The organism is Dyadobacter tibetensis Y620-1 (genome assembly GCF_000566685.1).
GTDB classification, from domain to species: Bacteria; Bacteroidota; Bacteroidia; order Cytophagales; family Spirosomataceae; genus Dyadobacter; species Dyadobacter tibetensis.
Genome location: NZ_AZQN01000004.1, coordinates 155,267 through 168,787 on the forward strand (window position 1 = coordinate 155,267; position 13,521 = coordinate 168,787).

Below are 13,521 nucleotides of genomic sequence, written 5' to 3' on the forward strand. Positions count from 1 at the left end.
TGCCATGAAATTTGAAGATGAAAAAAATATTATTATTCCTTTTTATTGCTGAAGTACTACTCTCAATAAATTTACACGCACAATCCACGCATACGATCAAAGGGCGTATTATCGATGCCACGACCGGCGATCCTGTGCCTTTCGCAAATCTGGGCATTAAGAATTCCTTAGCTGGAGCCATTACAGATTTCGACGGATTTTATACCATATCTTACTCTCCTCCCGCAGACTCTCTCACCGTGACATACGTGGGCTACACGACTAAAAGCAAGGCTATCGTCCCGGATGTTACCGAACAGGTAATTGATTTTCAGATAAGTCCGGGGGCACTGCAGCTTAGGGAAGTAAAAATATATGCGGGCGAGAATCCGGCATATGCCATCATGCGAAAAATCGTAAGCAATAAAATCCGAAATAATGTAGACAATATTGCTGCCTATGAATATAGCAGCTATAATAAAATTCAGATTGATATCGATAACCTTTCGGAGAAATTCAGAAACCGCAAGGCCGTAAAGAAAATGACTCATATTGTCGAACAATATGACGAAGTAAAGGGAGAAGACGGGGAAACGATCATTCCGATCTTTATTTCTGAATCGGTATCCAATGTTTTCAGTCAGAACAACCCTAAGAAGAAAAAGGAGATAATCCATAAAACCAAAGTTTCGGGTGTGGGACTTACCGATGGAAGCTTCGTTTCACAGGTAGTGGGCTCCTCCTTTCAGCAGTATAATTTTTATGGAAATTGGCTGAATATTCTCGAAAAGGACTTTGTCTCCCCCATTGCAGACAGCTGGAAATTATACTATGAATATTATCTGGCCGATAGTGTTAAAAATGGAAACTCGGCCGACTATCTAATAGAGTTTGAGCCCCGGCAAAAACAGGACTTAGCCTTTAGGGGGGCGTTTTGGGTAGACGGAACCAGCTTTGCCCTTACCCAAATGGATGCTACAGTAGGAAAGGATGCTAATTTGAACTTCATAGAGAAAATTAAAATTCAGCAATCCTACGAACAATTGGAGGAGAATGATGCCTGGGTACCCGCCAAAACGAGGGTATTGATAGATGTAGACGAACCTACTCGACAAACGGCGGGCATGTTGCTCAAATTCTATTCTTCCAATTCGGACTATATCGTTGGAAAACCCCGGCCTAGTAGCTTTTTTGACAGTGCGATAGAGCTCAAAGAAGACTATATGCAACACGATTCTGCCTATTGGCAACGAAGCAGGCCCGAGTCTCTCACCCTGCCCGAACAGCTGAGCTTCCAGCTGATTGATTCTCTAAAGGTATTGCCTGTAGTAAAGACCTATACTGAAATCCTGAATATCTTCGTAAACGGATATAAGAAAATAGACAAATGGAATATTGATGTTGGTCCATACTTATTCTTATATGCTAATAATAATATAGAAGGAAACCGATTTCGTCTCGGCTTTCGCACGGATCCGGGATTTAGCCGAAAATGGATACTCCACGGATATGGAGCTTACGGTACCCGAGACCAAAAGTTCAAATACGGGGCTGGCGTGGATTATATCTTTTCCCGGAAACCATGGACAATCGGAGGCTTCTCCTATTCTAAAGATCTGGAGCGACTGGGGCTTTCCAGTGAGACCATAGGATCCAACACCTTGTTTGGTGCCTTCTCCAGGTTCGGCACGCTACGCAGGGCTTATTGGCAAGAAGATTATTCCCTCTACATGAAGCGAGAACTCGTAAAGGGCATCAGTGGGAGCGTTCAATTCCGTCACCGCAATTTCAATCCCTTATTCCCCTTCGTTTTCCGCACTCAGCCAGAGCTTGGAGAAAGTTCTCCATTGCAAAGCCGCTATGACATCACAGAGCTAAATTTTGAAACCCGTATAGCAAGGAACGAAACCTTTCTACAAAACGATAATGAAAGAATCAGCATGGGCAATGGAAATAAGCCTGTGTTTACTCTTCGGTATACCTTGGGGCTTAATAACCTCCTAAATAGTGACTTTCGTTACCATAAATTCGCTTTCAATGCCAAACAAAGTTTTCGGGTAGGTGCATTAGGACGGACCGACTATAACCTGACTGTGGGTTATATCCCCTCTACTTTGCCCTATTTGCTGTTATATACACCTCTGGGAAATGAATCACTATTTTATGTAGAGAATGCCTTTAATCTCATGAACTATTTTGAGTTTATCTCAGACCGTTATGCGACTTTATCGGTGGAGCATAATTTCCAGGGTTTTATACTTAACAGAATCCCGGCCATTAGAAGGCTCAAGTGGAGAATGCTGGCCACCGGAAAGGTCTATTATGGGAGTGTGAGTCAGAATAATAAAGATATCATTCCGCCTACCGATAATCAGGGTAACGCTTTGCCAACTTTTAACTACCTGGGCAATACACCCTATATGGAGCTTGGCTATGGTATTGATAATATTTTCAAGGTAGGACGTGTAGATTTCGTACATAGATTAACCTATCTGAACAATCCTAACGTTACCCCTTTTGCAGTAAAAATTTCCTTCTGGTTTAATTTGTAAAGCCTATATATTTCTTATTTACTATCTCCTAGCTACGATCCGATTGAATTGAAGCGTTTGGGTTACGATTTTTTAGAGGTTTCCTATATTCAACTGGACACGGCTATCAAGTTATCTTCCGAGTAAGTAAGTGCTATATTCTGACCGGGATATAGGTCTGGGCTCGGATGATAAAAGGAAATAGCGCCCTGTTCATTCTGGCAGCGGATTAGCCAATGGGCGCCGAGGAAGCGCACAGAGGCTACCTGTCCCTTCCATAATTCCGGCTGTTGCTTAACCGCGATTCTTACCCACTCCGGCCTAATAAATATTCTCTGTTCTCCGTCTACTCTTATCCAGTTTACGGGCCCCGTCAGTTCTGCTACGTAGGCCGAAACAGGATTTTGATACACTTCTTGTGGAGTCCCCAGTTGTACAATCTCCCCTGCTTTGAGTACCGCAATCCGATCGGACCATGCCAATGCGTCCGTGGCCTCATGCGTCACAAAAACACAGCCCATTTCGGTAGAAACACGCATAGACTCTATAGCATTGGCCAGTATCCGTTTGTTGGGACTATCCAGATGGGCGAATGGTTCGTCAAGCAGTAGTATAGTAGGCTCTTCGGCCAAGGCTCGGGCTATGGCAGTACGTTGTTTTTCTCCTCCCGACAACCGTTTAGACTTCTTGTTCTGAACTTGCTGTAGCCCCGAAAGCTGGAGGAGTTCCTCCACCCTTTGCGCCCTATATTCAGGCTCATAAAAACGCAACGAATAACCTATATTCTCTGTCACAGTCTGATTCGGAAACAAGGCATACTCCTGATGAATGAGTTTGATGGCTGGATGACCCGGAATCAGTTCATTCTTAACCGGAGTAAGCACTTCTCCCTCAAATCGGACCTCACCTTGATCGGCATCTATAAGTCGGGCCATCAGGCGAAGGAGCGTACTCTTTCCCGAACCACTCTCCCCCAGTATCCCCAGCCATTCCCCTGTATTCAGGGTAAGCGACAGGTCAACCAAAACCGGGCGGTTATCTAAGGATAAGTGGATATTCTCCACTTGCATCAATGATTTATTCTCGGCCATTAGAGGATCCAGGTAACCTTATCATCAATAGAGGAACGACGAGCTTCGGTATGGCTCTGCTCGTGATAGCCCATATAAAATAAACCCAGGCATCTGTGATTCTCTGGCAGCTTAAGAAAACCGGCTATTTCATCTAAAAAGGCTGGAGAGCTCCAATAGGCGCCTATACCATAGGCATGAGCACTAAGCCACATATTTTGAACAGCACAAGCCACTGATGCAATCTCCTCCCATTCAGGCACCTGATCTGGATGAGGCTCCATATGGATGGCCACAACACAGTTTGACTGTAAAACTTTCTGGCCAGCTGCATCGTAACGAGCCTGGGAGAAGTTTTCTTCTGGTGTAACCCTTTTATATCGGTCGGAGAAGAATACGGCCAATTGCTTCAGGCCCTCTCCTTTCATAACCGTGAAACGCCAGGGTTCAGTACGGCGGTGCGTGGGGGCGCAATTGGCATTCTCTAGCAAATCCTTTATAATTTCGACTGGTATATCCTGACTCGTATAACTGGGTGGAAATATGCTTCTTCTGTTGCGAATTATGTCGTTTATATGATCGGCAGGCATCAATAATATATATTATATGTTTGAGGAATGCTCAAAGTTACTAAAGATATCCTCCCCCACCATCCGATCCTTTATGGGCGAAACATAAATTTATGTAAAATGCCAATGCGGTCTGGAATTATGGGAAACACGATTTTTTACCTTTGATGGCAGTTTCAGAACCACTTGCAAAATAATTACCCTTATATTTCACAAAATTAACCTACATTTCTACCCGAAAAAGTATTAATCAATTAAAATAAACATATGCTTGTAACGACTACTCATCATATTGAGGGAAAAGAAATCGTTCAATACATCGGCTTGGTAAACGGAGAAGCCATTATTGGAGCCAATTTTGTAAAAGACATATTTGCAGGCATCCGGGATGTGGTAGGCGGACGTTCAGGGGCCTATGAACAAAGTCTGCGGGAGGCCAAAAGTATTGCCATTCGAGAAATGATGGAACAGGCTCAGCGTTTAGGAGCCTCCGCAATTGTAGGCGTGGACCTGGACTTTCAGACAATAGGAAGCAACGGTTCCATGCTCATGGTAAGTGCGAATGGAACCGCTGTGGTGACCAAATAGAAAAAAGTATTAAAACATTGCTTTGGCTATCTGCGCTACGTTGTCGGACTTACCCATGGTATAAAAGTGTAAGACCGGCACGCCGTAGGCCATTAATTCCTTGCATTGCTGAATTCCCCACTCTACTCCGACCTGACGTACATCAATATCTGACTTAGCAGAAGTAACGGCCTTGGTGAGGTCTTCAGGCATTTCCAAATGGAAAATTTTTGGCAAAATCTCGAGCTGTCTTCGCGTCGACAAGGGTTTCAACCCTGGTATTATCGGTACGGTAATACCATGGGCGCGGCAGCGCTCAACAAATTGGAAATATTTTTGATTGTCGAAAAACATCTGTGTAACGATATAGTCAGCCCCCAGCTCGATTTTCTTTTTCAAATAATCAAAATCACTGTCGAAACTCACGGCATCCATATGCTTCTCAGGATAACCAGCTACCCCAATACAAAAATTCGTTGGATGACTGATCGTTTCCTGATTCAGTAAAGCTCCGGTGTTCATCTGAACCACCTGTTCAATTAGCTCCGATGCGTAGCTATGTCCTCCTGGTTTCGTTAAAAATACGCCTGCTGATTTCTCTGCATCACCTCTAAGAACCAAAACATTATCAATTCCTAAATAATACAAATCAATGAGTACGTCTTCGGTCTCCTCTTTGGTAAATCCTCCGCATATTACGTGCGGGACTGCGTCGACTTTGAAGCGCTCCATTAAACGTGCACAAATCCCTACAGTTCCAGGACGTTTGCGAATAGGCACCCGAACGATTTGACCATTAGGGCCAGTTCGATCGATAAGCTCCTCACGATGATACGTGACATCAACAAAAGGGGGCTTAAACTCCATCAATGGGGCAATAGAAGAGAACAGCTCGTCAATATTCTGTCCCTTTAGTGGCGGGATAATTTCAATGGAGAAAAGTGTGCGGCCAGCAGCCTGGCTGATATAATCGGTTACCTTTGTCATTTATGCGTAAAATCTGTTCTTTTAAACCGCACAAATCAACGGCTTTTATGCCTGCATTCCAATACCTATAACAAAAAAATGGCCTACCGCATTACAGTAGGCCATTCCACGTAAACCCTCCTCTATCAGTGTTCGTCAAAATTAAGGCTAAATAATGGCCTGAGCCAGAATCTAAACCTCAATCTGCTTGACTGAAAACTAATAACTAAAATTCTGTGCCAAAGTATATAAGAAGTTTTAAGAAAGCAAATAATCTGACAACTTTCGTTCTTATTTCACTAGTCACAACGTAATAGTACTTCTATAGATTGTAATAGGAATTCCTTTGAAAAAGCTATTTTCTACGGAATATAAAACGCTCAATTTCTAAAGAATTACTGTCTAAAAACCTACAATACGCTCGAATTCGGGCACTTTCTGTGCATTTTTATATGTACAATCCCATCTTCAAGATATGGTTCCCCAATCTGTTTAAAACCAAAAGACTCATAAAATATTTTCAGGTATAGCTGAGCCCCTATACTGATACCTTCCGGGTTGTAGCGTTTCTCTACAGTTTGTATAGATTTAAGGACTAATGCAACACCTAAGCCCTGCCCTCGTGCCGATCGAGCTACAGCGATCCGACCGATGGAAGGAAAGGAATAGGTAATACCCGCAGGAATTATGCGCGATACGGCCACCAATTTCCCTTTATCATAGGCCGTTAGGTGATGACATCTGAAATCTACGCTGTCCATATCTTGAAAGGCACATTGTTGTTCAACCACAAAAACCTCGGATCGCAGCTGCAATAAATGATAAAGATTGGTAGTACTCAGTTCTTCAAAGGACTGGAGCTTCCAGGTAAAATGGTCTAACATCGTTTGAAAGTGAATCTATTATTCTAAATATACTGCGGGATTTGAAGTGTGTTTTATAAATTTGCAACAAATTTAAACCTTAAAACCGGTTCCTTTCCTTTACTATAGGCACAAAAACAAGAGTTTGAGCCGGATAGAAAAGCAGGAATTCAACATATTTTAAAAAACGCATGGGAAGAGCATACGAATATAGGAAAGCGCGCATGTTTAAGCGCTGGGACAAGATGGCCAAAACATTTACACGTATTGGAAAGGATATCGTACTGGCCGTAAAGAACGGCACTGCCGACCCGGCTACCAATTCGCGGCTGCGGGCTCTGCTACAGAATGCCAAGGCGGTAAATATGCCAAAAGAAACCGTGGACAGAGCCATCAAAAGGGCTTCATCCAAGGATCAGGACGATTATAAAGAGATGGTATATGAAGGTTACGGACCTCACGGAATCGCCATCCTGGTAGAAAGCACCACAGACAACCCTACCCGTACTGTAGCCAACGTAAGGAGTTATTTCAATAAGTTGGGTGGAAGTTTAGGAACCACAGGAATGCTTGATTTCATTTTTGAAAGAAAATGCTTATTTAAAGTAGCCAATGATGGGAATCATGACGTAGAAGAATTAGAACTGGAATTAATTGATTACGGAGCAGACGAGGTGTTCTTAGATGAGGAGGCCAATCAAATCAATATTTACGGTGAGTTTACTTCTTTCGGCACCTTACAATCATATTTGGAAGATAATAATTTCGAAATTATTGAATCTGATTTTGAGCGTATCCCGAATGATACCAAAACTTTAAGTGAAGAAGAAGTCGCAGATATAGAAAAGCTTATCGAAAAGATAGAAGAAGACGACGATGTTCAGAGAGTATACCATAATATGGGATAATCTCTTTCGAAGGGGTGGGGCGACCTATCCACCCCTTCCCTCCCCTCCTTGATTCCCAACCTATCGACTCCGGAGGCTACCAAAGAACTTCAAGACTGCAGAAATTCTCAGCCCGGCGCAATGATGTCAACATAATACCAGTTTTTGCCAAGCTTGCCATTGATTTAGGGAGACCTTCTTACTTATTTTACGATTAAATAAAAGTACATCCAAGTATTTTAATATTTCTTGGTGCATGTATGATTATTTAAGTCATAATGATAATACAAAGTTAGTATTATTCATATTTGATTGAAGGAGTGCTAATAAGCAAGAAGTTTTAATCCAACTTCCTTAAACGATAACCAATACTTTGAAAACCATCATTTTAAATAAGCCGGGTGAGTTTGAGTTTCTCACTCAAAGTATGCCGTCTTCTCCAGGCCCGGATGAAGCCCTCATTCAGATCAAAAAAATTGGCATTTGCGGTACGGACTACCATGCCTTTAAAGGGAATCAACCCTTTTTCCAGTATCCTAGAGTATTGGGACATGAAATAGGCGCCCAAATTGTTGAAATCGGGCCGGAAAGTAATGTCTCACAACTAGAAGTAGGTGACCGGGTTTCATTAGAACCCTATGTAAATTGTCAACAATGCCAGGCGTGCCGTAGTGGATATATCAACTGCTGCGAAAATATTCAGGTACTAGGGGTACATGCCGACGGCGGAATGTCTGAATTCATGAAAGTTCCACTGAGAAAACTTCATAAATCCGATCATCTTTCCTTTGAGCAACTAGCCTTGGTAGAAACCTTAGCCATTGGACTTCATGCTGTTAACCGTGGCAACATCAAGGTTCAAGATCTTGTTCTGATAATTGGAGCCGGCCCCATTGGTCTGTCGGTAGCTCAGTTTGCCAAAGAATCCGGAGCCTTTGTGATAGTGGCCGATCAGTCTCAGAGTCGCCTGGATTTTATCGCTGAACATGGGCTTTCCGATAGTCAAATCCTGGTAGATGAACCGCTCACGGCCGAACGCCTGCGTGCCTCATTTTCGGGACACTTACCTGATATCGTTTTAGACGCTACGGGCAACAAAGCTTCTATGCTCAATTGTTTCAACCTTCCCGCTCACGGCGGTCGACTCGTTTTTGTAGGGTTGTTTCAAGGAGAAGTATTATTTAATGACCCCAATTTCCATAAGAGAGAACTTACCCTTATGGCTAGTAGAAATGCCCTTCCTTCAGATTTTAAGAAAATTATAAAGCTTATCGAAGAGGGCGTGGTGGACACCAATCCATGGATCTCTCACCGTACAGAATTCCAGGATCTTCCCACTATTTTCCCAACCCTTTTACAGCCTGGCCAGGCTGTCATCAAAGCAATTATTAATGTATAGTCCGATTCCGGACGAGGCCATTGAGCCTTATAACAGGCAACAGCAGGTCCAGTAAACCGACATACAGGGATAAATTGTTCTTAAACTGGTCATGATATGAGGCGAGACAAAGCCACCCGAGTTGGAACTATATTGGGTAAAATAAATTTATGATCCACAATAATTCTCTATATCCGGCATTCAAGTCCCCCGCCCCTCGGCGAACAGCAAAGCAATGGTCGGGGAGAATAAAATTTCAATTCAAATAAATTTAGAATAACCACAGAAAGCTCTATACTTAAAAAAAATAGGTTAGCGACATGCTGAATAAAGGTATTCAGCATGTCGCCAAGACTATAACTTTCCTTCTAATAACTTCTGAATGTCAGGCGCAATTTTGGCAGGTTTCGTGGTTGGAGCATAGCGCTTAAAAGGGATCCCATCGCGACCCACCAGGAATTTAGTAAAATTCCATTTAATACTATTTCCTAAGGTCCCTTTTAACTCGTCTTTTAAAAACTTAAAAACCGGGTGGGCTTCCGCACCATTCACGTCTACTTTACGGGTAAGCTGAAAAGTAACTCCATGATTGATTCGACAAACCTCTTCCAGTTTTGCATCGGATTCAGGCTCCTGATTCATAAACTGATTGGAAGGAAACCCTAGTACTACCAGCCCTTGAGGTGCAAACCGTTGATGTAATGCTTCCATCTCATCGAATTGGGGAGCCAATCCACATCTGGTAGCCGTGTTGACAACTAAAACAACCTTCCCCTGAAGATCCCGCATGGGAAGCATCGTTCCGTCGGGCTTAGTAGCCTGGAGATCATAAAATTTCATATTTGTAAAAGTTTAAGGAGGATTTCAACCTTCCTTTAGCGTGGTTACTGACGAAGAAAATCTAGCATGGCCGTATTTACTTCGTCCCGGTGGGTTATATTCAACCCATGCGACCCACCTTTAATCACGACATACCTATTATTTTTAATCCCGGTTGCTGCTTGGTCTCCACTGGTAGCAATAGGAACTATGGCATCGGCATCTCCATGAATAATCAAAGTGGGAACCGTAACATTCATAAGCTCAGATCGAAAATCGGTATGTGCCCATGCTTCGGCACATTGAATGGTAGCGATGGGAGAAGCGTGAGCAGCTATGGAGAAATTATAGTCTAGTAGCGCCTCCGGTACTGTACCTTTGTGGCTGTCATAGTTCAGGAATCCCTTCCCAAACTCCTTAAGAAATGGAATACGGTTATTTTTCAATGAGTCAATGATTCCTGCCAGATCTTCCTCTGCTACACCAGCAGGATTATCGGGTTTACGTTTGACCAATGGAATAATCGATCCCATCAGAATAACCTTATCAATTCGTTCTGCGCCGTAACGAGTAAGGTAGCGGACAACCTCTCCCCCTCCCATGGAAAAACCACAAAGAATAACATTTTTCAAATCGAGGGTGACCAATATCTGATGTAGATCTTCTGCGAGTAGCGTGTAGTCGTAACCTTCTTTAGGGGCTTCAGAGTCCCCAAAGCCACGGCGGTCATAGGCAATACTACGGAAACCATGGTCTGCAAAAAATTGAAGCTGAGGCTCCCACATTTTATGACTAAGGGGCCAGCCGTGTATAAATACGATAGGCTGTCCTACGCCTAGCTCCACATAATGAAGTTTTATCTTTCCTTGGTCGGTCTTGATTTTTATTTTCATCGTGCTTCTTTTTTAAAGTCAATATTTGTATCAGTTCAGCATAATTAAACTGCTAATCTTTCTTAAATAATCAGACCAGATCGAGTCTTCTAAAGCTACAAAATACGAACTCCTGAATGGTATTAAATGGAGTTCCGTGTTGAACCTCAAAGCATTTGATCTTCTCAAAATATTTTTTAAACCTTCTGGTCAGAGAAGATTGGGAATATTGTTTAATTTCAATCCCGCTGCATTTTCTGGGTCCATTCTCAGAAAAAGTCCCTACAATAAGGCTACCTGACGGCTTAATCCCATCCCTCATCACGCTGAGGTATTTCCGTATATCTGCTGTATCGGTAAAGAAATGGAACGCTGCGCGGTCATGCCACAAATCATATTGTCTTTCAGGCCTAAATGTACTGGCATCTGCTACAATCCATTGAACCAGCTTGGCCCTGGTACCCAGTCTTTCTTGAGCTTTCTGAAGTGACTTCTCCGATATATCCAGTACCGTAACATCCCTATAGCCTAAATCCAGCAAATGATCAACCAACAAACTATCTCCCCCGCCTATATCGATGATGCTGGACGCCAAGGAAACCCCTAACTGTCCGATAAGTTCTAACGAGGTGGTAGGCACTGGTTGGTACCAGCTAACGTCGGGTAATGATTTATTTTCGTAAATCGTTTGCCAATGTTCTGTCCGATCCATAATGCTTCAGATTTAAGTATGCTCAAAGTATAGATAATATTTGTTGCGATTTGCCCATAAACATAAAACTGTTGCCTACTTGCTTACCCAGAAGCAAACCTCCTATGGGAGAAACAGAAGAAACTACCAAAATCGTTTCCTTTTCAAATAAGGTTTTACCCAGACTTACCGATAGGAAAAACCAGCCTGAACTGGTATTCACCAAGGATCCTAGCGTTACCTGATGGTGTTTTTCATGAGGATTGATCCGATTTAAAATTTCACGTTCTTGCCTGGCCGACTCAAATTGCCGGGCAAACATATCCCGGTCCAGCTGCCCCATGGAACGAGCCGTCTCATACTTGTCTCCTACAGAGCTTTTTCCTTGCTCATTGGCCGACTCCTGAGCCGCATCCATGGCTAACTTAGCATGGTGCATCCGCTCGTCCAGTATTTGAGCCAACTGCCGTATCAATTCAACTTTATTCATTAGATCATTATGATATACGCTTATTCTGAATATTTCTCTATCACCTTTGGCAGGTAATCATTCCCTACTTCTATCTCAAAACTGCGAAGCTGAATATCTTTGGTCAGGGAGTTAAATTCTCCGATCTGATAGCGGCTCGGAAGTAGCTGATCCATATTCATCAGTCCAAAATAACCCTCTTTAAACCAATTACCTGTCAACAGAAGATCTTTTTTGGCATTGGGCCTGGAAGCCATCGGAAAAAGGTAGATTTTCTGAGGAGAAGCCAGAAATACAAATTGACCATGATCTACTCCCGCACTTGCAGCCTGCTCATTTCCTACCATGAGGCGCTTACCCGTTATTTCGTAGATTTTCAAACCAGATTGTACAGGAGCTGTGGCAATGGCCTCCATTGAAAGCGCCTGAAATGGACTTGGAATATGGTAGGGACTTTGAGGCTTGTCCATCAATTTAGAAAAATGTTCTGATGTTTTTTCATAGTATGCCGTTTCTCTGTATACCAGCCATTGCTTGCTGGCATGCCAGTTATAGGCTCCCGCCTCGAAAGTATCCCTCAATTCCTTAATTTTGTATGTATACTGATAATATGATACGATAAAGAAGACTCCACTCAAACCTATCGCCAACCAGGGAAAGACACGGGCCACAACCCAATCTTTATAATACAACATTGCGGTACTGTAAACTAAAACGGTAAGTATGGCAGGATATATTTTATAACGACTCGAAAATATATAGATCATCTCGGACTGCCCTCGTAATAGAGCCATACTGGCCGTACCTCCCATGATGATAAGTGCAAAACCTACAAGAGTCCAGTAGGCACTGGACTGTTTTTTTCTACCCTGCAAAATCCATATAAATCGGAGCAATAACAGCGTAGCCAGGCTAACAAACAAGAAAAATCCATAGGTGATAATATGCCGCACCTCTGAAGGCATGCGATTGGCTTCCGCAAAATCTATGGTCATCCCCATAAAGGCAAAGAAGTAATTGAATACGTAGCCCGGATTATTAAATAAACTTTCAAAAATAGGAGGTCTGCTGGATTCAGGATAAACGTAAAAGTACAAGAACACAAAAAGTATTACAGCAGACCAGACAGCCCATTTTAAAGCTTTTATATAATCGGTTTTCAATAAAAGCACCAAGAGAATAACGGGAATTACCATTATGCCCGCACCGAAAGTATACAGAGCCATGGTTCCGGCCAGCATGGCAAAATATAGATTATACCGGCCTTCTCTACAGGCTAGATAAACGGCTAAAAATGAATAAAAAATTACGGACATATAGGCAGCAGTAGCGGCAGGCCAGTACAATCCCTCAAAACTTTGAGGCTGAAAGAGGAGAAGGGCCACAGGAACTAGAAAAGTTACTGGGAATTTCATGCGTCGGAACAGCAGGGCAAACAGGCTGAAAATACCCAGTAAGCTGAGGTTGCCTGAAAAGATATAAGCCTTAAAATTAAGTTCCCCCAGAAGTGATTCATTTATTACTGCCAATAACTTCGTGTAAGCGATAGTATGTTCCAGCCAAGGAGTGATAACCAGTAATATTTTCTCTTTCAGGCTCTCCGTTGCGTTATACTGAATCAAAAAATCATAGATGCAATAAAAATCATCTCCATTTGGAATATTTAATGAAAATCTATATAAATAGGCGAAGTGCAGCCCGATAACCAAGATGATAATAAGCGTAGATAATAAGTAAAACAGTCTGCTTTTAAATTCCATATTCCCGGCTAATTGTAGAATGTCAGGTGATAAATTTCGGACAAAATTAAGACCTTTTGCCTAGTAAACTCTGAAAAGGCGGACGTAAACTTAAAAAACT

General features: G+C 42.6%; 13 protein-coding genes. 4 read left to right on the plus strand and 9 right to left on the minus strand.

The window, feature by feature from the left end:
• Positions 1-17: 17 nt before the first annotated feature.
• Entirely contained in the window at positions 18-2,531 is a 2,514-nt protein-coding gene (locus X939_RS0112595) for a DUF5686 and carboxypeptidase-like regulatory domain-containing protein (protein ID WP_025763632.1), read from the plus strand.
• Positions 2,532-2,620: 89 nt separating this feature from the next.
• On the opposite strand, the gene X939_RS0112600 is transcribed toward X939_RS0112595, so the two are convergent.
• Both X939_RS0112600 and X939_RS0112605 read right to left on the minus strand, forming a co-directional pair.
• A complete protein-coding gene (locus tag X939_RS0112600) occupies positions 2,621-3,601 on the minus strand; it encodes an ABC transporter ATP-binding protein (protein ID WP_044199351.1) in 981 nt (326 codons plus the stop codon).
• On the minus strand, positions 3,601-4,170 hold the full coding sequence (locus tag X939_RS0112605; RefSeq protein ID WP_025763634.1) for a nitroreductase family protein: 570 nt from the start codon (positions 4,168-4,170) through the stop codon (positions 3,601-3,603). The genes X939_RS0112600 and X939_RS0112605 overlap by 1 nt, the downstream gene beginning before the upstream one ends.
• 246 nt (positions 4,171-4,416) lie before the next feature.
• On the opposite strand from X939_RS0112605, the gene X939_RS0112610 reads away from it, so the two are divergent.
• Positions 4,417-4,737, plus strand: a complete 321-nt coding sequence (locus X939_RS0112610; protein WP_025763636.1) for a heavy metal-binding domain-containing protein — start codon at positions 4,417-4,419, stop codon at positions 4,735-4,737.
• 9 nt (positions 4,738-4,746) lie between these two features.
• Here the strand turns inward: X939_RS0112610 and X939_RS0112615 are convergent, their stop codons facing one another.
• Both X939_RS0112615 and X939_RS0112620 read right to left on the minus strand, forming a co-directional pair.
• Positions 4,747-5,703, minus strand: a complete 957-nt coding sequence (locus tag X939_RS0112615; RefSeq protein ID WP_025763637.1) for a methylenetetrahydrofolate reductase — start codon at positions 5,701-5,703, stop codon at positions 4,747-4,749.
• Positions 5,704-6,092: 389 nt separating this feature from the next.
• Entirely contained in the window at positions 6,093-6,566 is a 474-nt protein-coding gene (locus X939_RS0112620) for a GNAT family N-acetyltransferase (RefSeq protein ID WP_025763638.1), read from the minus strand.
• Positions 6,567-6,736: 170 nt separating this feature from the next.
• Between X939_RS0112620 and X939_RS0112625 the strand changes: the two genes are divergently transcribed.
• Complete coding sequence (locus tag X939_RS0112625) at positions 6,737-7,453, plus strand: YebC/PmpR family DNA-binding transcriptional regulator (protein WP_025763640.1); 717 nt, start codon at positions 6,737-6,739, stop codon at positions 7,451-7,453.
• Positions 7,454-7,805: 352 nt separating this feature from the next.
• Entirely contained in the window at positions 7,806-8,831 is a 1,026-nt protein-coding gene (locus tag X939_RS0112630) for a zinc-binding alcohol dehydrogenase family protein (RefSeq protein ID WP_025763641.1), read from the plus strand.
• Between the two features lie 333 nt (positions 8,832-9,164).
• Here the strand turns inward: X939_RS0112630 and X939_RS0112635 are convergent, their stop codons facing one another.
• The 5 genes from X939_RS0112635 to X939_RS0112655 all read right to left on the minus strand — a co-directional run bounded on the left by X939_RS0112635 (position 9,165) and on the right by X939_RS0112655 (position 13,421).
• Positions 9,165-9,650, minus strand: coding sequence for a glutathione peroxidase (locus X939_RS0112635; RefSeq protein WP_025763642.1), 486 nt, complete (start codon positions 9,648-9,650; stop codon positions 9,165-9,167).
• A 44-nt stretch (positions 9,651-9,694) separates the two neighbouring features.
• On the minus strand, positions 9,695-10,522 hold the full coding sequence (locus tag X939_RS0112640) for an alpha/beta fold hydrolase (protein ID WP_025763643.1): 828 nt from the start codon (positions 10,520-10,522) through the stop codon (positions 9,695-9,697).
• Positions 10,523-10,592: 70 nt separating this feature from the next.
• Positions 10,593-11,213: a class I SAM-dependent methyltransferase gene (locus X939_RS0112645; protein WP_025763644.1), complete on the minus strand. Its 621-nt coding sequence runs from the start codon at positions 11,211-11,213 to the stop codon at positions 10,593-10,595.
• 22 nt (positions 11,214-11,235) lie between these two features.
• A complete protein-coding gene (locus tag X939_RS0112650) occupies positions 11,236-11,682 on the minus strand; it encodes a transcription elongation factor (protein WP_025763645.1) in 447 nt (148 codons plus the stop codon).
• Between the two features lie 20 nt (positions 11,683-11,702).
• Entirely contained in the window at positions 11,703-13,421 is a 1,719-nt protein-coding gene (locus tag X939_RS0112655) for a hypothetical protein (protein WP_025763646.1), read from the minus strand.
• Positions 13,422-13,521 lie beyond the last annotated feature (100 nt).